The sequence below is a fragment of the Actinocrinis sp. genome (genome assembly GCF_035653575.1).
Taxonomy (GTDB): domain Bacteria; phylum Actinomycetota; class Actinomycetes; order Streptomycetales; family Catenulisporaceae; genus Actinocrinis.
Genome location: NZ_DASRBQ010000186.1, coordinates 69,052 through 91,447 on the forward strand (window position 1 = coordinate 69,052; position 22,396 = coordinate 91,447).

Annotated in this window: 22 protein-coding genes; 9 read left to right on the forward strand and 13 right to left on the reverse strand. The window is 71.4% G+C overall.

Translation table 11 applies throughout. The features are described from left to right. Positions 1–125: 125 nt before the first annotated feature. From VFA06_RS25535 to VFA06_RS25550, 4 genes are all read left to right on the forward strand, one after another. Positions 126–1,490, forward strand: a complete 1,365-nt coding sequence (locus VFA06_RS25535; RefSeq protein ID WP_324843268.1) for a glycoside hydrolase family 27 protein — start codon at positions 126–128, stop codon at positions 1,488–1,490. A 46-nt stretch (positions 1,491–1,536) separates the two neighbouring features. Further along, entirely contained in the window at positions 1,537–2,208 is a 672-nt protein-coding gene (locus tag VFA06_RS25540) for a polysaccharide lyase family 7 protein (protein WP_324843269.1), read from the forward strand. Positions 2,209–2,327: 119 nt separating this feature from the next. Further along, positions 2,328–3,209 carry a patatin-like phospholipase family protein gene (locus VFA06_RS25545; protein ID WP_324843270.1) on the forward strand — a complete coding sequence of 294 codons (882 nt, stop codon included), beginning with the start codon at positions 2,328–2,330 and terminating at the stop codon, positions 3,207–3,209. Continuing rightward, positions 3,206–4,261 carry a 1-acyl-sn-glycerol-3-phosphate acyltransferase gene (locus tag VFA06_RS25550; protein ID WP_324843271.1) on the forward strand — a complete coding sequence of 352 codons (1,056 nt, stop codon included), beginning with the start codon at positions 3,206–3,208 and terminating at the stop codon, positions 4,259–4,261. The genes VFA06_RS25545 and VFA06_RS25550 overlap by 4 nt, the downstream gene beginning before the upstream one ends. Positions 4,262–4,370: 109 nt before the next feature. Here VFA06_RS25550 and VFA06_RS25555 read toward each other — a convergent pair whose 3' ends face one another. The 3 genes from VFA06_RS25555 to VFA06_RS25565 form a co-directional block, all read right to left on the reverse strand. Then, positions 4,371–5,021 carry a GNAT family N-acetyltransferase gene (locus VFA06_RS25555; protein WP_324843272.1) on the reverse strand — a complete coding sequence of 217 codons (651 nt, stop codon included), beginning with the start codon at positions 5,019–5,021 and terminating at the stop codon, positions 4,371–4,373. Then, a complete protein-coding gene (locus VFA06_RS25560; protein ID WP_324843273.1) occupies positions 5,018–6,526 on the reverse strand; it encodes an APC family permease in 1,509 nt (502 codons plus the stop codon). Before VFA06_RS25560 ends, VFA06_RS25555 begins: the two co-directional genes overlap by 4 nt. Before the next feature lie 105 nt (positions 6,527–6,631). Then, the gene (locus tag VFA06_RS25565) at positions 6,632–7,303 is read right to left on the reverse strand and encodes a GOLPH3/VPS74 family protein (protein ID WP_324843274.1); all 672 of its coding nucleotides are present in this window, start codon (positions 7,301–7,303) and stop codon (positions 6,632–6,634) included. 430 nt (positions 7,304–7,733) lie between these two features. On the opposite strand from VFA06_RS25565, the gene VFA06_RS25570 reads away from it, so the two are divergent. Continuing rightward, the gene (locus tag VFA06_RS25570; RefSeq protein ID WP_324843275.1) at positions 7,734–8,708 is read left to right on the forward strand and encodes a beta-ketoacyl-ACP synthase III; all 975 of its coding nucleotides are present in this window, start codon (positions 7,734–7,736) and stop codon (positions 8,706–8,708) included. Positions 8,709–8,757: 49 nt separating this feature from the next. After that, the gene (locus VFA06_RS25575) at positions 8,758–9,609 is read left to right on the forward strand and encodes an alpha/beta fold hydrolase (RefSeq protein WP_324843276.1); all 852 of its coding nucleotides are present in this window, start codon (positions 8,758–8,760) and stop codon (positions 9,607–9,609) included. A gap of 39 nt (positions 9,610–9,648) precedes the next feature. On the opposite strand, the gene VFA06_RS25580 is transcribed toward VFA06_RS25575, so the two are convergent. Further along, complete coding sequence (locus VFA06_RS25580) at positions 9,649–11,118, reverse strand: aldehyde dehydrogenase family protein (protein ID WP_324843277.1); 1,470 nt, start codon at positions 11,116–11,118, stop codon at positions 9,649–9,651. A gap of 249 nt (positions 11,119–11,367) precedes the next feature. Here VFA06_RS25580 and VFA06_RS25585 point away from each other — a divergent pair, with 249 nt between their 5' ends. Continuing rightward, positions 11,368–12,285 carry an IclR family transcriptional regulator gene (locus VFA06_RS25585; RefSeq protein ID WP_324843278.1) on the forward strand — a complete coding sequence of 306 codons (918 nt, stop codon included), beginning with the start codon at positions 11,368–11,370 and terminating at the stop codon, positions 12,283–12,285. Here VFA06_RS25585 and VFA06_RS25590 read toward each other — a convergent pair. Further along, positions 12,257–12,682 (reverse strand): PPOX class F420-dependent oxidoreductase, encoded by a 426-nt coding sequence (locus tag VFA06_RS25590; RefSeq protein ID WP_324843279.1) that lies wholly within the window; start codon positions 12,680–12,682, stop codon positions 12,257–12,259. The two genes, VFA06_RS25585 and VFA06_RS25590, sit on opposite strands and share 29 nt — an antisense overlap. 120 nt (positions 12,683–12,802) lie before the next feature. Further along, positions 12,803–13,489, reverse strand: a complete 687-nt coding sequence (locus VFA06_RS25595; protein ID WP_324843280.1) for a pyridoxamine 5'-phosphate oxidase family protein — start codon at positions 13,487–13,489, stop codon at positions 12,803–12,805. A gap of 39 nt (positions 13,490–13,528) precedes the next feature. Here VFA06_RS25595 and VFA06_RS25605 point away from each other — a divergent pair, with 39 nt between their 5' ends. Next, entirely contained in the window at positions 13,529–14,866 is a 1,338-nt protein-coding gene (locus tag VFA06_RS25605) for an aminotransferase class I/II-fold pyridoxal phosphate-dependent enzyme (RefSeq protein WP_349260355.1), read from the forward strand. Positions 14,867–14,907: 41 nt separating this feature from the next. Here the strand turns inward: VFA06_RS25605 and VFA06_RS25610 are convergent, their stop codons facing one another. Next, the gene (locus VFA06_RS25610) at positions 14,908–15,588 is read right to left on the reverse strand and encodes a lysophospholipid acyltransferase family protein (RefSeq protein ID WP_324843281.1); all 681 of its coding nucleotides are present in this window, start codon (positions 15,586–15,588) and stop codon (positions 14,908–14,910) included. A 206-nt stretch (positions 15,589–15,794) separates the two neighbouring features. Between VFA06_RS25610 and VFA06_RS25615 the strand changes: the two genes are divergently transcribed. Beyond that, a complete protein-coding gene (locus VFA06_RS25615) occupies positions 15,795–16,586 on the forward strand; it encodes a methyltransferase domain-containing protein (protein WP_324843282.1) in 792 nt (263 codons plus the stop codon). A gap of 52 nt (positions 16,587–16,638) precedes the next feature. Here the strand turns inward: VFA06_RS25615 and VFA06_RS25620 are convergent, their stop codons facing one another. The 6 genes from VFA06_RS25620 to gcvH form a co-directional block, all read right to left on the reverse strand. Continuing rightward, positions 16,639–17,619 carry a SanA/YdcF family protein gene (locus tag VFA06_RS25620; protein ID WP_324843283.1) on the reverse strand — a complete coding sequence of 327 codons (981 nt, stop codon included), beginning with the start codon at positions 17,617–17,619 and terminating at the stop codon, positions 16,639–16,641. Between the two features lie 87 nt (positions 17,620–17,706). Continuing rightward, positions 17,707–18,264 (reverse strand): MerR family transcriptional regulator, encoded by a 558-nt coding sequence (locus VFA06_RS25625; protein ID WP_324843284.1) that lies wholly within the window; start codon positions 18,262–18,264, stop codon positions 17,707–17,709. A 381-nt stretch (positions 18,265–18,645) separates the two neighbouring features. After that, on the reverse strand, positions 18,646–19,110 hold the full coding sequence (locus VFA06_RS25630; protein WP_324843285.1) for a bifunctional nuclease family protein: 465 nt from the start codon (positions 19,108–19,110) through the stop codon (positions 18,646–18,648). Between the two features lie 385 nt (positions 19,111–19,495). After that, positions 19,496–20,794, reverse strand: a complete 1,299-nt coding sequence (locus VFA06_RS25635; protein WP_324843286.1) for a hypothetical protein — start codon at positions 20,792–20,794, stop codon at positions 19,496–19,498. Between the two features lie 340 nt (positions 20,795–21,134). Further along, a complete protein-coding gene (locus tag VFA06_RS25640) occupies positions 21,135–21,665 on the reverse strand; it encodes an FHA domain-containing protein (RefSeq protein WP_324843287.1) in 531 nt (176 codons plus the stop codon). Positions 21,666–21,887: 222 nt separating this feature from the next. Next, positions 21,888–22,280 carry a glycine cleavage system protein GcvH gene (gene gcvH, locus VFA06_RS25645; protein WP_324843288.1) on the reverse strand — a complete coding sequence of 131 codons (393 nt, stop codon included), beginning with the start codon at positions 22,278–22,280 and terminating at the stop codon, positions 21,888–21,890. Positions 22,281–22,396: the final 116 nt, after the last annotated feature.

Here is a 22,396-nt window from a genome sequence, read left to right on the forward strand (position 1 = left end):
TGAGCTGGGATATCCCTTGGCCGATGCACTCATCCATCGGATGATTTGTTGACCGGGCGTTCGCCTCGGTGTAAGAAGTCGCCGTGTACACGACGAGGTCTACACCAGTAGGGAGGCGGTACCCGATGATGCGGCGATCCAGGACAACCGCGAGGCTCTTGGGCACGCTCGCGGCAGCGGCGCTGTGCGCGGGAGCCGTCCAGGGAACGGCTTCGGCCGGGGCGCTGGGAGCCGGCTCCTCCTCCGCCGCGCCTGACCGCGTGCCGTGGCAGCTGCTGCGGCCGCCGATGGGCTGGAGCAGCTGGAGCTCCTTCCACGGCGGGATCAGCGAATCGCTGATCGAGGCGCAGGCCACCGCCATGCACACCACGCTGCAGAAGTATGGCTACCAGTACGTCAACATCGACGCGGGCTGGTCCGACCACGTGGACCAGTACGGCCGCGACGCCTGGAACGCGACGAAGTTCCCCGACGGGATCCCCGCGGTGGCCAAGTTCGTGCACTCCCTCGGCCTCAAGTTCGGCATCTACCTCGTGCCCGGCATCCCGAAGGCCGCGCTGGCCGCGAACTCGCAGATCGCCGGCACGCCGTACCACGTGGCCGACATCGCGGACACCACCAGGCCCGGCAACACCGCCGCAGACGGCTCGGCCGCCATCGACTACGCCAAGCCCGGCGCCGCCGCCTACGTGCAGTCCCAGGCCGACCTGCTGGCCTCCTGGGGCGTGGACTACATCAAGATGGACTTCGTCGGGCCCGGCGGCGGCCGGGTGGCCGCGGACAACCGGGCCGACGTCGAGCACTGGCACGCCGCGCTCGCCCGCACCGGGCGCCCGATCCACCTGGAGCTGTCCAACTCGCTCAGCTTCGCCAACGCCGCGACGTGGGCGCAGTACAGCAACGGCTGGCGCATCGAGGGCGACGTCGAGTGCTACTCGCACTGCCCGGGCCTGACCAACTGGTCCGTGCGCGTGGCCCGCCGCTTCACCGATGTCCCGCAGTGGATCCCCTTCGCCGGGCCCGGGCACTGGAACGACCTGGACTCGGTCGAGGTGGGCAACGGCGCGGCGGACGGGCTCACGCCCGACGAGCGCCAGTCCATGGTCACCCTCTGGTCCGTAGAGTCCGCGCCGCTGCTGCTGGGCACCGACCTGAGCAAGCTGGACCCCGCCGACCTCGCGCTGATCACCAACCCCGAAGTCATCGCGGTGGACCAGGCCGGGCACCCGGCGCACCCGGTCTCGCAGGCGACCCCGCAGCAGGTGTGGATCGCGGCCAACCCGGACCACAGCTATACCGTCGCCCTGTTCAACCTCGGCGACACCGCGGCCCCGGTCACCGCGAACTGGAGCGACCTTGGCGGCGCCGGGTACGCCCTCGTGCGCGACCTGTGGCAGCACAAGAACCTCGGTCTCATCCGCGGCGGCTACACCGCGACCCTCGCCCCACACGCCTCGCTGCTGTTCCGAGTCATCCCGCTGGGCAAGTGACCGGTTCGCCCATCCACCACAAGGGGGACGGAAGGAAGAAAGAACCTTGAAACGCATTCTGCTAGGCGCGGGCGCCGCCGTCGCCGCGGCAGTGACCGCGATCGCCGTCGCGACGAGCGCACAGGCCAGCCCGCCCGTGACGCACGCCGCCTCCCCCGCCGCCGACCCGACCTCCGGGCTGACCCGCTACACCGACAGCTACAAGGTGCAGCACCCGTACAACCTGCCGGAGTCGGCGCGGTTCTCGGTGACCGGCGGCGAGTACAACCTCTGGATCCTCAAGGGCGACAAGGGATACAGCCCGGGCACCACCACCGGGGCGCGCACCGAGATGCGCTGGGCCACGAACTGGACCAGCGGCGAGCACCTGTGGGAGGCCGACGTCCTGATCGACCCGGGCACCACCGGCACCTGCATCATGCAGGTCCACGTCAACGGCCCGGGCGAGGCGATCTACATCCAGACCAAGAACGGCAACCTGTACAACAGCGTCAACACGCTGCTGGCCACGAACATGGTCGGCAAGTGGTTCCACCTGGCCGCGGCGTACAACCCGAGCAACCACCTGGTGCAGATCTGGGTCAACGGAAGCCTCGCCCTCAGCACCCACTACACCAAGCCCGCCGGAACGGCGTTCTACTTCAAGAACGGCGTGTACAACCTGAGCGGCAGCAAGTCCGAGACCCACTTCAAGAACATCGCGCTCTGGCACGGGTGACCCGGCCCGAGCTGGGGCACTGACCTCCCGAACGCCGAAATCCCGGCGCGTTACCGCAGTTCAGCGACGCGCGCCGGGACTTCGCGCGTGCCTGTGATCGATCGGGGCATACTCCAGGCATGTCAGCGCCCACCCGGTCAAACACGATGCCGGCCTACGACACCGCGTTCGTCCTGGGCGGCGGCGGGCACCTCGGCGCATACGAGGTCGGCATGCTGCGCGCCCTGCTGGAGGCGGGGATCAAGCCGGACCTGGTGCTGGGCACCTCGGTCGGCGCGATCAACGGCTCGGTGCTCGCGGCCGATCCGACCGAGCAGGCGGTGGCCCGCCTCGCCGAGCTGTGGAGCGGCCTGAGCAGCGGCGGGATCTTCGAGGCGAACCTGTTCACCAGGCTCGGCACGGCGGCGCGCACGCGTACGCACATGTACTCCAACTCGGTGCTGCGCCAGATGCTCGAATCGGACCTGCCGGTCTCCCGGATCGAGGAGCTGGCGGTCCCGTTCCAGTGCGTGGCCGCCTCGATCGAGCGGGCGGCCGAGCACTGGTTCGCCGAGGGGCCGATCGCCGACGCGGTGCTCGCCTCCTGCGCGGTCCCCGGGCTGCTGCCGCCGGTGGCCATCGGCGGCGAGCACTATCTGGACGGCGGCCTCGTCAACAGCGTTCCGGTCGGCCGGGCGGTCGCGCTGGGCGCGCGGACGATATACGTGCTGCACGTCGGGCGGCTCGAACAGCCGCTGCGGCCGCCGCGCCGGGCCTGGGAGGTGGCAGCCGTGGCCTTCGAGATCGCCCGGAGGCACCGGTTCGCCCGCGACATGGCCGACCTGCCGCACGGCATCACCGTGCACCTGCTGCCGACCGGCGCGGACGCCGACCGGACCACCAGCTGGTCGCAGTATGTGCGCTACCGCTCCTTTGACGACACCCGAGACCGCATCCGGCGCGCGTATACGGCGTCGGCCGCGTATCTCGAGCGCTCCCGGCGCAATAGGACGCGCACATGAGGGCTCTGCTGCTGAAGCACGCCGCGCTGCGGCGGCCGCTCACCATCGCGGCGGCGGCGCTCTTGTGGACGCTCTTCGCGGTGCTGACACCGGTCGTCGCGCTGATCTGCGGGCTGATCTCGCTGCGGCCGGGCGGGCGCGCACGAGCGGTGCGCATCGCGGTGTTCGCACTCTGCTATCTGACCGCGGAACTCGCCGGGCTGGGCTACGCCGCCTGGCTGTGGCTGCGCGCCGGTTTCGGCCGCCGGCTCGCCACGCCCCGCATGCAGGAGGCGCACTACGCGTTGTTGGCCGCGCTGCTGCGGCGGCTGTACCTGGTCGGCAGCAAGCTATTCAACGTACAGATCAGCGCACCGGCGACGGTCACGCCGCACAGCTGCGCGCCGCCGAGCCTGCCGCCGACGCCGGGGCGTCCGCTCATCGTGCTCAGCCGGCACGCCGGTCCCGGCGATTCCTTCCTGCTCGTGCACGCGCTGCTCACGCTCGCGCATCGCAGGCCTCGTATCGTGCTGAAGGAGGCGCTGTCCTTCGATCCGCTCATCGACGTGATCCTCGGGCGGCTGCCGCACTGCTTCGTCAGTCCCGGGACGAGCGGCAGCGAGCGGGCCACGGAGCAGATCGGGCGCATCAGCGGCACGATGGGCGCGGCCGATGCGCTGCTGGTCTTCCCGGAGGGCGGCAACTTCACGCCGCGCCGGCGGCTGCGCGCGATCGCCAGCCTGCGTCGCAGGGGTCTGACCCGCGCCAGCGCCCGCGCCCACCATCTGCGCAACCTGCTGCCCCCGCAACCGGCCGGCGTGTTCGCCGCGGTCGACGCCGCCCCGCACGCCGACCTGGTCTTCGTCGCGCACACCGGCCTGGACCATATGCAGTCGGTGGGCCAGGTGTGGCGCGGCCTGCCGCTGACGCACCCGGTCGAGGTGACCTGGTGGACGATCCCCACCGAGCGGGTCCCGGTGCAGGAGGACGCGCGGCTGCGCTGGCTGCACGACAACTGGGCCGAGATCGACGCGTGGATCAGCCGCGCGCAGCGAACCGAATCCATGTCTTAGCGCTCTCGCGCGCCGGTGGCGGGCGCGTGCCCGCCACCGGCCGATAGAATTCAGTGCCCTGTCAGACTCGAGCTCTTCTAATCTCAGAGCTCTGCGCAAGGCGCCTCAGTCACATGACGTTGCTCGGCGGGCGCCACATCGGGTACATCATCGTGGTCGCCGGAACCCCGTCAGGGAACGGAATCGGCTTCGGCAGGTCCCGATAACCGTGCCGGGCATACAGCCGGCGGCTGTCGATGCTCGCGGCCTCCAGATACGCCGCCACCGGCTCCTCGGTCCCGGCCAGCACCCGATGATGCGCTTCGAGCAGCGCGGAGCCGATCCCGCGGCCTTGAAGCTTGGGGTGGACCGCGAGGATCGCCAGGTGGTCGTGGTTTTCGCCGCTCGGGTGGTGTCGCTCCAGCTGTGCGTCGAAGGCCCGGAAGCGGTCCACACGGGTGCCCGTCAGCTCGGCCAGGCGCGCGCTGTACTCGGCGTCGTCGGCGTGACCGTCCTCGCCGTCTTGGCCGCCCTCCCGATACGGGATCCACAACGCCGCCGCGGTCCGATCAGGAGTCGTGTACACCGTCCCGGTCGCCAGCGCCTGATCCACGTAGAGGCGGAAGTAGTCCGGGAACAGCTCCTCGCGCGCCGCCGCGTCGGGCACCAGCCAGACCGAGGCCGGCAGGTCGTGGAACGCTATGGCGATCAGGTCACTGAGTTCCGCGGCGTCGTCCGGTTCCGCCTCGATGACGTCGACCGCGCACAGTTCGGGGCTCATGCGCCCTCCCCTGCCAGCGACGCGGCCGACGCCTTGGCGTCCGCGGTGAGGCTGTGCGCCGTGGCCGCGTCCGGTCCGAGGCCGATCACCTCGTATACCTCGGGCCTGCTGGAGCGCAGGTAAAGGGCCCAGCACACGCCGATGACGCCCGCGACCGCGAACAGCGAGGGCAGCACCTTGCCGGGCGTCGAGGGCGAGGTGTACCCGAGCAGGAGCGAGTAGTTGTTCGCGCACAGATAAACCATGACCAGCAGCACGAGCACTGATATGCCCGGCGCGATCACCCGCCGCCACAGGTTCTCCTCGCCCGGATGCGCCGCGAAGTACCTGACCACGGCGATCGAGGTGAGCGCGAGCAGGATCAGGATGCCGAACCCGCCGGTCGTCCCGCCCCAGAAGAACAGGTCGGTCTGCGGATTCCAGCCGCCGGCCGCGAAGGCGAGGATCGCCGCGAGGCCGATCGCGCTCTGTACCGCGGAGGCGGTGCGCGGCACGCCGTTGAGGCCGGTGCGGCCGAAGGAGCCGGGCAGCACCTGCTCGCGGCCGAGCGAGAAGGCGTAGCGCCAGCAGGCGTTGTGGAAGGCGAGGGCGGCGGCGAACAGGGAGGTCATGAAGAGGACCTGGCCGGCGTTGTTCAGGAAGTCCGAGCCCATCGCGAACAGCATGCCGGGCCCTTCGCCGGCCGCGGTCTTGGCGACGTTGCCGACGCCGTAGTGGATGGACATCACCCAGGAGGCGGCGGCGTACACGACGCCGATGACCGCCAGGGCGAAGTAGGTCGCGGCCGGGATGGTGCGCCGGGAGTCACGGGCCTCCTCGGCGTAGACCGGGGACTGCTCGAAACCGACGTATCCGAGTACTGCGATCGCGAGCGCCGCGCCGATCCCGCCCTTGGTCAGGTCGCCGGGGTTGAGCGTGCTGAAGGTGACCTTCCCGCCGGCCGGGTGCAGGCCGCCGTCGATGGTGAGCGCGACGATGACCAGCACCTCGAGGGTGAGCAGAGCGCCGAGCACGCGGCCGCTCAGGTCCACCCGGATCAGGCCGAGCGCGGTGACCAGGACCCAGGCGATCAGCGCCCAGATCCACCACTTGACGTCGGTGCCGGTCTTCTGCTGCACGTAGGCCTCGACGGTCGGGCCGAGCATGCCGTACAGGCCGATCTGCAGCAGGTTGTAGGCCAGCAGCGCGATCAGCGCCGCGGCGACGCCCGCCTCGCGGCCGAGCCCGCGGGTGATGAAGGCGTAGAAGGCCCCTGCGTTGCTGATGTGCCTGGACATCGCCACGTAGCCGACGCTGAAGAGGCTCAGCACGACGGCCACCACGATGAAGGCGGCGGGGACGCTGGTCAGGCCGGTGGCCGCGTAGGCCGTGGTGACGACGCCCGCGGTCACGGTCAGCGGGGCCACTCCGGCGAGCACGAAGTAGACCACTGACGGGACGCCGAGCCGGTCGCGGGCGAGCGCCGCGGAGACGCTCCCCGGCTGCGCGAGTGTGCTTCTTGCCATGGTGGGTGCTCCTATCGGGGACGGATAGAGCCTTGATGGCGGGCGGACCGGGCGGATGGAGCCGGCCGGTGCCGTTATCGGATGGTGGTGGGTAGTTCCTCGCAGTCAGAGGCGGTGGGCGGCGATGGCGCTGCCGACCGCCGCCTCGGTCTGGGTGATCAGTTCGACGAGCGAGGCGCGCAGCGAGCCGAGCAGCTCCCCGGCCCGCCGCAGCGCGGCCGGGCGGCTCTGCCTGACCTCCCACAGCACCGGCTGGTCGAGCCCGGTGGCCCGCAGCAGGCCGATGAGCACGAGGTCCTGCGGGTCGAGGTCCTGGCCGCGGATCAGCTGCGTGCACAGCAGCGCGGTCGGGCGCACGGCGACGTCCACGGAGGTGGGCAGCCAGCGGCCGCCCTGCCATGGCCGCTTGCGCGCCTCGCGCACGAGCAGGCCGTCGCCGACCAGGCGCCGGCCCACCTCGTCGTGCGCGCTCTGGCCGAAGAAGGCCAGCCAGGTGCGCGTCGGATGCTGTTCCTGCTTGAGGAATTCCAGGACGCGCCCGGACAGCGCGTCCTCGCGCGGACTCGAATCGAGCACCGCGACGGTCCCGTCGCGCAGCTCGATGCATTCGGCCAGAGCCAGCTCGCCGAGCAGCGCCCCGGCCAGGCCGAGGCCGGCGATCCGCTCCGCGAGGCGCGGCTTGCCGGTCGACTCCTCATGCGCCATGAGGAAGAAGTCGTCGGCGAGCCGGCCGGTGCCGCCGGCTCTGCTCTCCTGACCATGCGGATGTCCGGTCACGGCGCCGCCATGCCGTCGGCGCGCCGCCTTACACGGCGTCGGCGGTGTGCCGGGCGCATGATCAGAGCCTCCAACATCGGACGACGGCTCACCGTCATCACGGAACGCATCGCCGTGGAGACTATCCGCTTAACCCGTGCAGATTCCAGAGCCCGGAGCGATCAGCTTCGAACTCTGCGACCGATCTTTCTGAGGATTCTGCGAGATCCCGGCCAGCGCACCTCAGTGACCTGCGATAACGCCCACGACGCCGGCCGCGGCCGTTGGCCGAAGCGGCCAACAATCCGGCCCCGGACTTGGCACACATCACACCTGTGCGGCGTCCGGCCGCACGGAAGAATCGGACCGGTCACGCCACGGGCGGCGCCGGCGCCGGCGTCGCGCGCAGCCGGCGCCGGCGCCGTGGCCTTCGTCCCCTGAAGGAGCCAGCGTGTCCTCCGGTACCCGAATCGTCTCGCTCGGCCACTACCAGCCCTCCCGGGTGCTCACCAACGCGGACCTCGAAGAGCTGGTCGAGACCAGCGACGACTGGATCCGCAGCCGCGTCGGCATCGTGACCCGGCGCATCGCGGGCCCGGATGAGACCGTGGACGAGATGGCGACCGCGGCCGCCGAGAAGGCGCTGGCCTCCAGCGGGCTGACCGCCGCGCAGATCGACCTGGTGATCGTCGCCACCTGTACCGCCCTGGACCGGTCCCCGACCATGTCGGCGCGCGTGGCGGCCCGGCTCGGCCTGGGCAGCCCGGCGCTGCTCGACGTGAACGTGGCCTGCGCCGGCTTCACCCACGCGCTCGCGCTCGCCGACCACGCGATCCGCGCCCAGAGCGCGACGAACGCCCTGGTGATCGGGGTGGAGAAGCTGAGCGACTTCACCGACTGGACCGACCGCAGCACCTGCGTGCTGGTCGGCGACGGAGCCGGGGCCGCGGTCGTCAGCGCGAGCGAGCAGGCTGAGATCGGCCCGGTGACCTGGGGTTCGGTGCCGCAGATGGCCAGCGCCGTTCGGATCGAGGTGGAGCGGGACGAGGACGGCGCGCCGCGGCGGGCCGGCGGGGCGCGATTCGCGCAGGACGGCCAGAGCGTGTACCGCTGGGCCACGACTCAGCTGCCTGAGATCGCGCGGCGGGCCTGCGAACGCAGCGGCCTGACGCCGGCGGACCTGGCCGCGGTGGTCTTCCACCAGGCGAACCTGCGGATCATCGAGCCGCTGGCGGTCAAGCTCGGCGCGGTCAACGCGGTGGTGGCGAAGGACGTCGTCGAGTCCGGCAACACCTCGGCGGCCAGCATCCCGCTCGCCCTGGCCAAGCTCGTCGAGCGCGGCGAGATCCCGTCCGGCGGCCCGGTGCTGCTGTTCGGATTCGGCGGCAACCTCTCCTATGCCGGGCAGGTCGTACGCTGTCCGTGATCGACGGACGGCATTCAGAGACCGGCACACACGGAGCGGACGAGCGCGCATGGCGGAGCAGGCAGGCTGGAGCACGCGGCGGGTAGAGACTGGCAACGGTCTGACCTTCAATGTGGCCGAGCAGGGTGACGCCGGCGGTCGCGCAGTGCTTCTGCTGCACGGTTTCCCGCAAACGCACCGCTGCTACGACGCTCTCGCGCAGCGCCTCGTACCGCACGGCCTGCGGTTGCTCGCGCCCGATCAGCGCGGCTACTCCCCCGGTGCGCGTCCGGTCGAGGTCGAGGCGTATTCGATCGATGAGCTGGCCGGGGACGCGGCGCGGATCCTGGACGCCTACGGGATCGAACAGGCTGACGTCGTCGGTCACGACTGGGGCGCGGTGGTCGGCTGGGCGCTCGCCGCGACACGGCCCGAGCGTGTTCGTACGCTGACCGCGGTTTCGGTACCGCACCCGCGGGCGATGGGGGCCGCGCTTGCGGACGAGAGCAGCGGGCAACGCGAGCGTTCCGCGTACATCCAGTTGTTCCGCCAGCCGGGCAAGGCGGAGGACGTGCTGCTCGAGGATGACGCGGCGCGGCTGCGCGCGGTGTTCGAGCCGCTTCCGCAGTCCGCCGCCGAGCCGCATGTCAGAGCTTTGAGCGACCCGGCGACGCTCACGGCGGCGCTGAACTGGTACCGCGCGATGCGGGCCGAGGTGTCGGCCGCGCTGCCACCGGTCAGCGTCCCCACGACCTACGTCTGGTCCTCCGGCGACATCGCGATCGGGCGCGCCGCCGCGGAGCTCTGCGCCGGGCAGGTGACCGGTCCGTACCGCTTCGTCGAGCTGGACGGAATCAGCCATTGGATTCCGGATCAGGCTCCTGACGCGCTCGCCGCGGCCGTGCTCGAGCGCCTCGGCTGACCGCGCACGCCAGGACGGATCCAGCTCGAGCGGATGCGCTTAGAACGGGTACGGAGCAATCTCCGCCCGGACGGTGACCCAGCGTGTCTCGGTGAAGGCCTCGACGTTGGCCGCCGCGCCGCCGAAGCGGGCACCGGTGCCTGACGCGGCCAGCCCGCCGAAGGGCACGGTCGCCTCGTCGTTGACGGTCTGGTCGTTGATGTGCACCAGGCCGGTCGGGATCCGGTCGGCCAGTTCGAGGCCGCGCATCACGTCGCGGGTCAGGATGCCGAGGGAGAGCCCGTATTCGGTGTCGGCGGCGAGCTTGGCGGCCTGGTCGAGCGTGGAGAACCGGGTGACCGGCGCGACCGGGCCGAACACCTCCTGGGCGTACGCCGGGGCGTCGGGCGTGACCTCGGCCAGCACCGTCGGGCGGTAGAAGAGGTCTTCGTAGGTGCCGCCGGCCGCCAGCCGCGCGCCGGCCTCGACGCTCGCGGTGACCAGGCCGTGCACCTTGTCGCGCTGCCGGGCGTCGATCAGCGGGCCGAGCGCGACGGTCCCGCTCGCCGGGTCGCCGACCGGCAGGTGGTTCGCCTTCTCGGCGAGCGCGGCCACGTAGTCGTCGTAGACGGCCTCGTGCACGAGGTGGCGTCCGGTGGTCATGCAGATCTGGCCCTGGTGCAGGAACGAGCCCCAGGCCCCGGCGGACACCGCGCGGTCGAGGTCGGCGTCGTCGAGCACGATCAGGGCGCTGTTTCCGCCGAGCTCCAGGTGTGCGCGCTTGAAGTGCTCGGCCGCGAGGACTCCGACGCGGCGCCCGGCCGCGGTCGATCCGGTGAACGAGATGACGCGCACGTTCGGGTCGGTGACCAGTGCCTCGCCGGCCTCGACCCCGCCGGGCAGCACGTGCAGAACTCCTTCAGGCAGTCCGGCCTCCTCGAAGAGGCGGGCCAGCACGACGCCGCCGCACACGGCGGTGCGCGGGTCCGGCTTGAGGATCACCGCGTTGCCGAGCGCCAGGGCCGGGGCGACCGAGCGGCTGGCCAGGATCAGCGGGAAGTTGAAGGGGGCGATCACACCGACCACGCCGACCGGCACGCGACGGGAGAAGCTGAGGCGCGGTTCGCCGCTGGGGATCAGCTCGCCGTAGGGGCGGGAGGGCAGCGCGGCGGCTTCGTGCAGTTCGCCGAGCACGAGGCCGATCTCGAAGGCGGCGGCGCCGGGCACCTTGCCGCCCTCGCGCACGAGCCACTGCTCGACCTCCGCTCGATGCTCATCGAGCAGCGCGGCGGCGCGGCGCAATACGGCGGCGCGCTCGTGGTACGGGGCGGCGGCCCAGGCCGGCTGCGCGGCGGCGGCGAGCGCGCTCGCGCGGGCGACGTCGGCGGCCGCGGCCGAGCCGATCCGGGCCAGCTGCGCGCCGGTCGCCGGTTCGACGACCGCGGCGTCCCCGCCGGCGGCCTCGCTCCAGCCGCCGAGGAACACCTGGCCGGTCCAGGCCGACGGGTCGAGGAATGCTTGGTCTGCCACGGCGAGTCTCCTGCTGACGGCGCGGCCGGTAAGGCCGGGTGGGACGGGCGATATTCCGGTGACGGGTGCGCAGGGCGAACGTTCGTGCTGGCTGCGAACATAGGCCCGCACGCCTGACTCGTCAACGGTTCAACTAGATGGCCCGATCAGAGCCTGCCGCGCGCGTGGGCGCGAGCCGTTGACCGGCCAATAGGAGCCGCCATAACGTGCGTGCGGATCAACTGAGTCGTTCACGGCAGGAGGGAGCGCATGTCGGAACCGACGCCGGAAGCCGCGCCCCAGCCGGGCCGGGACGGCGCGGGCGCGTTCGTGCAGTCGCTGGACCGCGGGCTCGCGGTGATCCGGGCCTTCGACGCCGAGCATCCGGAGCTGACGCTCTCGGAGGTGGCCAGGGCGACCGGACTGACCCGGGCGGCCGCCCGTCGCTTCCTGCTGACTTTGGTGGAACTCGGCTATGTGCGCACCGACGGCCGGCTGTTCGCGCTGCGGCCGAAGATCCTAGAGCTCGGCTACGCCTACCTCTCCAGCCTGAGCCTGCCGGAGATCGCGCTGCCGCACCTGGAGCAGCTGGTGGAGCGGGTGCACGAGTCCAGCTCGGTCTCCGTGCTCGACGGCGACGAGGTGGTCTACGTCGCACGGGTGCCCACCAAGCGGATCATGACGGTCTCGATCAGCGTGGGGACCCGCTTCCCCGCGTATGCGACCTCGATGGGACGGGTGCTGCTGGCGTGGCACTCTGCCGAGTGGCTTGACGGCTATCTGGCGTCGGCCAGCCTGCGCGCGCTGACCGAGCACACGCTCGCCGATCCCGAGTCGCTGCGCGCCGAGCTGGCGGCGGTGCGGGAGCGCGGTTGGGCGATGGCGGACCAGGAGCTCGAGGAGGGGCTGCGCTCGGTGGCCGCGCCGATCCGGGACCAGTCCGGTCGGGTGGTGGCCGCGATAAACGTGGCGACGAACGTGTCGCGGACCGGGACCGACGAGCTGGTCGACCGGATCGTGCCGCAACTGCTGGCCACCGCGGGCCTCATCGAGCAGGATCTGGCCCGGTCCGCGATCGCCCAGTCTTCGGGAGCCCGTTCCACGGGGCCTCGGCCCCCGGCCTCGACACGGCACGGATCGGTCGCGAAGCAGGCGGCGGCTAGCCGACAGCCGGTCCCGAGGCCCTGAGGATGTCGAACCGCAACAGGACGCGCCGGTCACGCACCATCGCGGCGCGGTACTCGCCCCAGTCGGGGTGCTCGCCGCTGACCGTGCGGTAGTAGTCGACCAGCGCCTCGATGCGGTCCGGGCCGTCCGCGAACTCGGCCTGCCCCTCGACCTGGACCCACGGTCCGTAGAAGCCTTCGCTGAACACGCACAGCGCGACGCGCGGGTCGCGGCGGGCGTTCTTCGTCTTGGCACGGTCCTCGGTGACGCTCACGATGATCCGGCCTTGGGCGTCGACGCCCGGCGTTACCGGCGACATCTGCGCCTGTCCGTCGCGGCGGTACGTCGTAAGCACGCCGCGCGGATTCGCGGCCACGAACTCACGCGCCCGCGCGATCCGGTCAACCTCGTCGCCCACGGCGTCTCCCCTCTCCGCTGAGTGCGCCGACTGCCCGTCAGCTCCCTTGCCGGGGGCCGACCGCGACGGCAACCGAAGTCAACCGGATCCGCGCCGCGCCGATTCCCGCGCCGCGCCGAGTCAGGCCTGAATTCCCCCGCGCGAGTAGCCGACCAGATAATCCGGTATCCGTACGCCCTGCGCGAGGTTCTCGTCCGGGACCGGCGCGCCGGCGGTGAGCCTGAGCGGGATGTGCCCGGCCCAGTACGGCAGGCCGACGTCCTCGGGCTCCTCGCCGATATGGGAGCCGCGCGCCTTGAGCGAGACCTCGGCGAGCTCGATCGCCACGATGGCGGTCTTGGCGAGCTCCTTGCGGGTCGCGGGGCGGGTGTCCTTCGACCGGCCCTCGGCGACGTGGTCGATCAGCGCGGCCATGGCGCTGAGCTTCTCTTCCTCGGACCGCACGACTCGGGCGGTGCCGTGGATGACCACCGAGCGGTACGGGGCCGAGTGGTGCAGCCAGGAACGCGCGAATACGAGGCCGTCGATCAGCGTGATGGTCACGCCGACCGGTTCGCCGTCGAGCAGGGAGAAACGCCCTCCGGAGGAGCCGTGGATGTACAGCGTGTCGCCGTTGCGCGCGTGTACGGTCGGCAGCACGACCGGGGCGCCGTCGCGAATGAAGCCGACGTGGCAGACCAGCGCTTCGTCGATCACCGCGTGGACTGCGGCGCGGTCGTAGCTGACTCGCGACGCGTAGCGAGTCGGAGTACTGCGCTCGGTCTGTATGTACTCGTCCTGGGTGTATCCGCTGTCTGTCGCCGCCACCGCTTGCCCCTTCTATTGTTCTAATACATAATACATTTTGTGTTGGAACAAAGCTCCTGGGTCGCAGACTATGAGGTGACCGGGGCCCGCGCAAGCGATATCGCCGCGAGCATCGAGGCGGCGATCACGCACGGCCGGTTGACGCCCGGCGCCGCGCTCCCCCCGGTTCGCGAGCTGGCCGCGCAGCTCGGCGTGAACGCGAACACCGCCGCGAGCGCCTACCGGCTGCTGCGTGACCGCGGCACGGTCGAGACCCGCGGCCGCAACGGCACGCTGGTGCGTGAACGCCCGGCGACCAGTCCGGCCAGCCGCGCGCTCGCGCTGCCGCTGGGGACGGTGGACCTGTCGACGGGCAACCCGGACCCGACGCTGTTACCGCACCTGAACCCTCGACCGGTGACACGGCCGCACCTTTACGGCGAACCGGTGCTCGATCCCGCGCTGCGCCGTCACGCCGAGCGCATCCTTTCCCGCGACGGCATCGACTCCGAGCACCTGGCCTGTACTTTCGGCTCGCTCGACGGCATCGACCGGCTGCTGACCGCGCATCTTCGGCCCGGCGACACGGTGGCGGTCGAGGACCCGGGCTGGTCGCATCTACTCGACCTGCTGGCCGCGGACCGGCTCACGCCCCTGCCGGTCGCGGTCGACGACGCCGGCCCCGATCCGGAAGAACTGGCCAAGGCGCTGGCGGCGGGCGCGAAGGCGTTCATTGTGACCACCCGCGCGCAGAACCCGTACGGCGCCGCGATCACCGAGCAGCGTGGCAGGCAACTGCGCGCGGTACTGCGGGACTATCCCGATGTCCTGACGATTGACGACGATCACGGCGCGGACGTGACTCCGGGTCCGCCGCACACGCTGGCCGAGGCGACGCGGTATTGGGCCTATTTGCGCAGCGCATCGAAGGCTTACGGTCCGGATCTGCGTATCGCGCTGTTGTCCGCGGACGCGATTACTCACGACCTGGTGGCCGGCCGGCTGCGTCATACCGCACGGCACGTGAGCCGCATCATCCAGACGACGTGGGCTGACGCCCTTGCCGATCACACGACGCAGAAGCTGGTGAGCAGCGCCGGGGAGCGGTACGCGGAGCGCCGTACCGCATTGATCGATGCGTTAAAGCAGCGGGGCGTTCAGGCACACGGAAGTAGCGGGCTGAACGTGTGGGTGCCGGTTCCAGACGAGAGTGCCGCTCTGAGCGCTTTGCTGGCGGCGGGATTCGCTGCGGCTCCTGGTGCGTGGTTCCGAATCCGAACCGCACCGGGCCTACGCGTCACGAGCGCGGTACTCGATCCGAGCCAGTCCGATCGCGTGGCGGACGCGCTGGCGACTGCCGTACACCGGCCGCCCGATCCCGGCACGGGCTGGAGCTGACGCGCCGTCACGGCGCGCAGGTCGAGATCGAAGCGGCGAGATCAGAGCTCGGCGGGGCGCTCGTTGTACACGCCCGCGTACTCCTGGCCGGAGAGCTTCTGGATCTGCTCGATGACCGCGTCGGCCACCACCCGCCGGGCCCGTGAGTTCTCCGCCACCGGCTCGCCGGGGAAGTCCAGCTTCGTCGCGTCGATCGGCTCGCCGAAGCGCACGGTGACCGGGACGATCTTCGGGATCTTCGCGCCGACCGGCAGCACCTCGCGGGTGCCCTGGACCGCGAGCGGCACGATCGGCGCACCGGACTTGAGCGCCAGCCAGCCGACGCCGACCTTGGCCCGGTAGAGCCGGCCGTCGAGCGAGCGGGTGCCCTCGGGGTAGATCACGAAGGCGCCGCCGCTGTTGATGACGGCCAAGGACTGGTCTAGCGAGTCTTTAGCGGCGCGATGGTCTCCGCGCCGCACCGGGATGGCGCCGATGGCGGTGAAGAAGGCCTTCATCATGGCGCCCTTGATGCCCTTGGTCTCGAAGTACTCCGCCTTCGCGATGAAGGCGACGCGCCGCGGGGTGATCATGGGGATCAGGAGGGAGTCGACGAAGGAGAGGTGGTTGGAGGCGAGGATCACCGGCCCGTGGCTGGGGATGTTCTCCCGGCCCTCGATCTTCGGCCGCCAGATCAGCAGCGTCAAGCGGGTCGTCAGCGCCTTCAACACCACGTAGAACACGCCACGCCTCTCTAGTCCGTCACGGCGCCGTCGTCCGTGTCTGTGTGAGCGGGCCGGAATCGAAGGATACGGCCTAGCCTCGTTCGGGTGACAGCCGCCCGACACGTCCGGCGCAGTGTCGCGCCGACCGCGTCTCGTCTGCCAACCTCTCGTTCACTGTGCTCGATACAGCGCCTGTCGTCGATGGCGACCTGATGATCAATACCATGCGCGCGCCGTTGCCGGAACGGGTGTTCCCGTCTCGTCTGCCGCGCGACCGCCCGCCGCTCGGCCCGGACGGAAGGCCCGCGACGCGTTGGACCGATCCGCGAGTCGCGGCGGCGTACGCGGAACGCGACGACGAGACGGAACGCGAGGTGCTCTGGCCGGTCCTCGCCGACGCGGTACGCCCGCCGCAACCCAAGCGCGTCTCCGGTAGGCCGGACGGCACGGTGCTGGACCTCGGCTGCGGTCTCGGCGGCCTGGCGCAGTACCTGGCGGACCGTCATTGGCTGCGGGTTTACGCGTTCGATGTCTCCCCGACAATGCACCGGATCGGCGCGCAACGCTTCCGCGACGCCTGGGTCGTACGCACGATGCCCGACACGCGCGGCCGAATCCCGCTGCGCCGGGCGCAATGCACCGCGGCCGTCGCCCACCGGCTGTTGCTCCATCTGGCGCACCCCTGTCTGATCGTCGGGTTGCTGACCGAGGCTCGCAGGGTGCTGCGCCGCGGAGCGCCGCTGGTCGTGGTCGAGCGGGACACCCGCGAAGCGCTCGCCGCGACACTGGTCGTGAGCCCAGGCGCGAACGACCCAGCTGCCTGGAACCTGTCAGACGGCGCCCCGTACGTCGAGCACTACCGCTTGCGCGACGGGTCGACGCTTTCCGTCACCGCGTGGTGGTACTCCCCCGCGACCATCGTTGAGTGCATGGCCACGGCCGGGTTCCAAATCGAGGAGATCCGGGTTCTGCAATGCCCCGGGGGTGCGCTCCTGTATCGCGCCTCCGCGCTTTAGCGACGCTGCGCCAAGCCCTTGGTCATCCTTTACCGATCCCCGGCCCGCTGATTTAGCCGCCCGCCGTCCGCAGCGCGTCCGCGACCCCGCTGTCGTGCGGGCCGAGGAAGGTCGGGTTCGGCGTGAAGACGCCCTGGTACATCGCGCTCGCCCCGGCCAGGATCTCGCGCGCCTCGTCGTTGAGGTATTCGTCGTGGCCGAGCCGCCAGCCGGCGGTGCCGTCGCCGACCCCGTAGGCCTCGATCCCGGCCGCGCGGCACAGGTACACCGCGCGCGGCACGTGGAAGGACTGGCTGACGACGATGGCGCGGGTGACGCCGAAGACCCGCTTGGCCCGGTCGCAGGTCTCCCAGCTGTCGAATCCGGCGTAGTCGAGCACGATCAGCCGGCTCGGCACGCCGCGCGCCTCGAGGTAGTCGCGCATGGCCTTGGGCTCGTTGTAGGTGGGCGCCGAGTTGTCGCCGGAGACGAGGAACACTTTGATCTTGTGCGCCCGCCACAGCGCGAGGGAGACGTCGAGCCGTGAGGCGAGGTAGGGGCTCGGGGTGTCGCCGGAGACTGCCGCGCCGAACACGATGCCGACCGGCTCGGCCGGAACCGTGGATACGGAGCGGACGTACTGGTCCCCGCTGAGCCGTACGAAGGACACCGGTAGGAAGAACAGCACGGTGGCGACGCAGATCAGCTGGTAGGCCCGCCGCAGCCGTCGACGCCGAACCGCCGCGCGCGAAGGTGCCTGCTCACTTCCGACGCCTGCCCGCTCCTCGGGCAACCGCTCCGCTCCAGCGCCCGTCTGGTCACCCTCGGCGCCCGCCCGCTCCCCCGGCCCTCGCTCCGCCCCAGCACCCGCCTGCTGCTCGTCGACGCCCGCCCGCTCCCTCGGCCCTCGCTCCGCCCCAGCATCTAGCTCCGCGTCCTGTGACCGCTCCGCCTCGCCCCCGGCCGTCAGTTCACCGTCAGCGGCCTCAACACTGTCAACGCCGTCAACGCCGCCGTTGCCACCATTGCCGCCGTCATCAGGAATCTGCGTCACCGCTTCCGCCTCCGCCCCGCCGCCCAGCATCGACCCGGAAGGTCACCTGCTGGAAGGGACTGTGGCCGCTGCCTTAGCGGTTGCGACTCACACGGCGCGGGACCGGCGGCGCAGTGCCAGCTCGTCCACGACTCCGTGGCTCAGCAGCGCAGCGGGCGGTTCGGCGGCCGCGCCGTCCACCGGTTCGCCGGGCAGCTGCGTGAGCACCGCCTCGACTTCACGCCACACGGCGCCGACGGAGATGCCGAACACGCCCTGGCCTGCGTGCACCAGCTCCACGACCTCCTCGGCGGAGGTGCACTCGTACACGGTCGCGCCGTCGCTCATCAGGGTGATGCCGGCGAGTTCCGAGCTGCTGCGCGCGTGGACGTGCGCGACGGCCGCACGGATGTTGTGCAGCGAGACTCCGGTGTCCAGTAGTCTCTTGACGATCTTGAGAATGACGATGTCGCGGAAGTTGTACAACCGGCCGGCGCCTGAGCCCGGCACCGGGGTCAGCGAAGGACGCACCAGGTCGGTCCGCGCCCAGTAGTCGAGCTGACGGTAGGTGATCCCCGCCGCAGCACACGCGACCGTACCCCGGTATCCGTACGTGTCGAACGGATCCGGGGCAGCGCCCCGCGCACCGGTGGCAACCGCGCTCAACGCCGACCTCCGTTCCGCACGTCGTACTTACCGCTGACTGCTTACCGCTAGGTGCCGTCTGCCGTTCTCGTCCGCCGTCTGTCGTATACCGCGCACCGCTCAACCCACACCACCGGCCGCCGCAGCGCTTTCACGCCCTCGGCCGGAAACCCGCCCCGTCAGTGGCCTTCCCACTGTGTTCTTCCCGTGGGGAGCCGGTCTGGCAAACCCTCCGAACCGGTGACCCGGCCCGCCGGGACGGCCGTCCTGCCATCCCATCGCAGCTCCCGCGACGCTGTCGACGCTTCGTGGCAGGCTCTGCCGACCGTACGCAGTAGCCCCTCCCCGCGTCAACGACCACCGCGTTCGCCACGCCGGGCGACCGGGATCGCGCCGGATGGATCAGGCCTCGAAATCCTCTGGCGAGATCTGGTCCAGGAACTCCCGGAACCGCTCCACCTCGTCCTCCTGGTCGTCCGGCAGCAGGATGCCGGCCTCGGCGAGCACCTCCTCGGCGGCGAAGATCTTCGCCCCGCAGCGCAGCGCCATCGCGATGCCGTCGGAGGGCCGGGCCGAGACGGTGACCCCGCCGTCGAAGACCATCTCGGCGAAGAAGGTGCCGCCGCGCAGCGAGGTGATCCGCAGCGCGGTGAAACGCCGTCCGAGCGCTTTGAGGGTGTCGCGGAACAGGTCATGGGTCAGCGGCCGGGGCGGCGCGGCCCCCTCAAGCGCGGCCGCGATCGCGCTCGCCTCGCCCTGACCGATCCAGATCGGCAGGAACCGCTCCCCCGAGCTCTCCCGGAGCAGCACGATCGGCAGATTGGACGGCAGTTCGACGCGAACGCCGACAACGTCGAGTTCGTTCACGATAGACACCCTAGCGCGCGCCGGGGCGCACAACCGCTCCAGCCGGTTGATTCCAAGGCCTGGCGGCCGAAACACCCCGAAACCAGGTCCCAGGCGCGTCGCGGAGCAGGAAGGAGAGCGGGAGGAAAGCGGGAAGACCAGTCGAGGAGGCTAGGGAATCCGGGCCGCCCGGACGCGCTCCGGAGACGGTGCTGCGGTCCGAGAATGACCGCTGTCCGCCGCCTGGCCGGGGGCCGGCCCGGGCGGCAAGTACCAGCGCTGCGGGTCAGCCACTACCGCAGGAGCACAGCGCGGGAGAAGGACAGCGTCGAGGCGAAGGTGCAAACGCCGGTAGGCCGCCGCGATTTCGGCGCTTCGGGTCAGCGTCAGCGGTGCGGGTCAGGCGTCAGCCGCGCAGGAGGGCGGCGCGGACGAGCGCGGCGTGGAGCCGGACTGCGGCTGCCGCAGCCTCGGCGCTGCGGCCAGGACCGGCGAGCAGGGTGCGTTCCCGCCGGGCCGCGTCACGGTTGGGGCCGGGCGAGGTCGCCGAGGTGATGAGTTCCGCGACGCGGGCGGCCGAGGCCGCTACCACGCGCAGGTGCCGCGGCTCCATGCCGAACTGGGCCAGTTCCGCGGCCGCGCGGGCGACCAGCAGGTCCGCGCCGCCGGCCGACCGGTTCCCCGACAGCAGGCCGTACTCCACCAGCCCGTCCACCCAGGCCCGGTCCGTGCGCGCCGCGGCTGCCAACTGGTCCCGGTCCAGGGCCACCTCGCCGAGGTCGGGCGCGAAGAATTCCGGGTCGGGCCAGCGGCGCTCGGCGCGACGGGACGCGATTGTGGATGTCGCCGTGGCGCTGGTGGCGGAGCCGTTCGCGATCGTGGTGTTGGCGGCCGCGCCATTGGGGGCTGAACCGTTGGCGGCCGAGCCATGCACGGCTGAGCCGTTGGCGATCGTGCTGTTGGCGGCCTGGCCGTTCGGGGTCTGCGTGGTCAGAGACGGGGCGCTCGTTGCGGGGGCTTTGGCGGACTCGATGCCGGCGGACGCGGACACGGCACCAGGCACCGTTGCCGCCGTGCCGATTAGGTCAGCACACTGCGACTGGTGCTCGAGACCCGCCAGCCCCTGCTGCGGCACACCGGCGACCTGCTTCCCACCGCTGGCCGCCGGGACGTCGAAGAGCGCGTCCGCGGGGATCCTGCCGGCTTGACGCCGGGTCGCAACGCCCTGCATGTCGTCCACCGCGGCCGAGCGCGCCGCCGGGACCCGCGAGGATGCGGAGCGGCCGGTACGCGCCATGCCGCGGCCCGTGTGGCGTGCGGCTGCGGCGGCCAGGTCTCGCGCCGCGCCGACCGCTGCGAACTCGTCCTCGGCCGCGGATTGCCCGGCCGCCGGATGGGTCAGCGGATGCTCGGCTCCCGAAAGGTCGGCAGGATCGGGGCTGCCTGCCCAATCGGCGCCCGCTGCTCCCGGGGCCGGATGCTCGGCGTCGGCCGGATCCGGCGCCGCAGCGGCAGGCTGGTTCGACAGCACGATCCTGATGAGGTCGAGATCGGCCTCGGAGTAGCGGCGGTACCCCGAGGAGCTGCGCGCCGGGATGAACTGCCCGGCCGCCTCGATCCGGCGCAGCGCCGCCGCCGTGACGCCGGGGAAGTCGGCGGACAGCGCGGCCGCCGCCTCGCCGATGGTCAGGGTGCGGCGGCTCACGCGGCCAAAGGACGACGAGGCCGCGGTGTGCGCCCGCGCCCCGCTGCCCGCCCGGCCCTCGGCCGCACCGCGCGCTGTGCGCGTGCCGGCCCCACTACCGTTCGTCGACCCTCGCGTGCCCGCCATGGTGTCTCCCGGTCCTCGTGGTGCCAGATGGTGCTCGGTGCCCTCACCGCTTCCGGATCCAGTATGTCGGGGGCCACCGACAGGAACGGACGACCGCCGTCGAACCGGATCCGGCCCGGCCGTCCCAGCTTGCCGGGTGCCGCGGGCGCGCGTCCACGCCACGCGCCGCCGCTTTACCGCTTTGCGTAGCGCCTTTCCGGCCGATGCCGAGGCACTAACGACCTCCGGTGAGGAATACCAGCCGGTACTTGCCGATCTGGACCTCGTCGCCGTCCGCGAGGAGGACTTCCTCGATGCGCTCCCGGTTCACGTACGTGCCGTTGAGCGAGCCGACATCGCGCACCAGGTAGCCCTGCGCGGCGCGGGTGAACTCCGCGTGTCGGCGGGAGACCGTCACGTCGTCGAGGAAGATGTCGCTGTCGGGGGCGCGCCCGGCCGAGGTGACCTCGGTGTCCAGGAGGAAGCGGCTGCCCGCGTTCGGCCCGCGCTGCACCACCAGCAGTGCGGTGCCCGCCGACAGGCTCTCGGTGACACCGGCCTGTGGGTCGGCCAGCTCCCCGGCGGCGGGCTCCCCGGTGTCGGTGAGGTTGACCGCGCCGAGGGCGAGGGTCGAGGTCACCTCCGCGGGCCGCTCGCCGGAGGCAGGGTCCACCGGCACCGCCCCGGGCACCAGCGGGTTGCCGCAGTTGGAGCAGAAACGGCTGCCTTCCGAGTTGGCGTGCCCGCAGCGGGCGCACAACGGCATCGATCCGACCTCCCGCCGCGGCTCCGGCGCGGCAGCTCGTGACTGGCTGGGGGCGCCGCCGGGAGCGGGAGGCGGCGACGCATCGAAACCTAGGCGTCCGTCCGGCTCCGGGTCAACCGACCCGCCGGGCGCCGCGGGGGCCGGGTTGCCGCCCCGGCCGCGGCCGAACCGACCGAACAGCGCCACTGAACCCTCCCGCCGCCCTTTCTCGCGATCCGTCGGCTACTTCTCGGCGACGGCGCGGTAACCGGCGGCGTCGAGCAGCCCGTCCAGCGCCTCGGGCCCGGACACCTCGACCTCGAACATCCAGCCCTCGCCGTAAGGGTCCGAGTTCACCAGCTCCGGGTTGGCGTCGAGGGCGCCGTTGACGGCGGTGACGGTGCCGCTGACCGGCGCGTAGATGTCGCTGACCGACTTGGTGGACTCCAGTTCGCCGCAGGGCTCGCCGGCCTGGATCTCGGCCCCGGACTGGGGCAGGGTGACGAACACGATGTCGCCGAGCGCGTCCTGCGCGAAGTCGGTGATGCCGACCCGCAGCACCGTGCCGGAGTCCGCCCGCACCCATTCGTGTTCGGCGGTGTACTTCAGGTCCTCGGGGATGTCGGCCGTGGCCACTGCGCTGCTCCGTTGCTGGTTCGGGGCCGCGGACCGGTGCCCGGCGGATCTCGCCGGAGCGCCCCCTTGCCGCGCGTCCGTGGTTTGTACTGTCAGGTAGCTGGTGTCGCGACCAT

Bases quoted from the DNA above. Each gene is read 5' to 3' on its own strand.
- VFA06_RS25585 (WP_324843278.1), top strand. From the start codon at position 11,368: ATGTCGGAACCGACGCCGGAAGCCGCGCCCCAGCCGGGCCGGGACGGC.
- VFA06_RS25545 (WP_324843270.1), top strand. From the start codon at position 2,328: ATGTCAGCGCCCACCCGGTCAAACACGATGCCGGCCTACGACACCGCG.
- VFA06_RS25550 (WP_324843271.1), top strand. From the start codon at position 3,206: ATGAGGGCTCTGCTGCTGAAGCACGCCGCGCTGCGGCGGCCGCTCACC.
- VFA06_RS25535 (WP_324843268.1), top strand. From the start codon at position 126: ATGATGCGGCGATCCAGGACAACCGCGAGGCTCTTGGGCACGCTCGCG.
- VFA06_RS25640 (WP_324843287.1), bottom strand. From the start codon at position 21,665: ATGCCGTTGTGCGCCCGCTGCGGGCACGCCAACTCGGAAGGCAGCCGT.
- VFA06_RS25615 (WP_324843282.1), top strand. From the start codon at position 15,795: ATGCGCGCGCCGTTGCCGGAACGGGTGTTCCCGTCTCGTCTGCCGCGC.
- VFA06_RS25560 (WP_324843273.1), bottom strand. From the start codon at position 6,526: ATGGCAAGAAGCACACTCGCGCAGCCGGGGAGCGTCTCCGCGGCGCTC.
- VFA06_RS25555 (WP_324843272.1), bottom strand. From the start codon at position 5,021: ATGAGCCCCGAACTGTGCGCGGTCGACGTCATCGAGGCGGAACCGGAC.
- VFA06_RS25575 (WP_324843276.1), top strand. From the start codon at position 8,758: ATGGCGGAGCAGGCAGGCTGGAGCACGCGGCGGGTAGAGACTGGCAAC.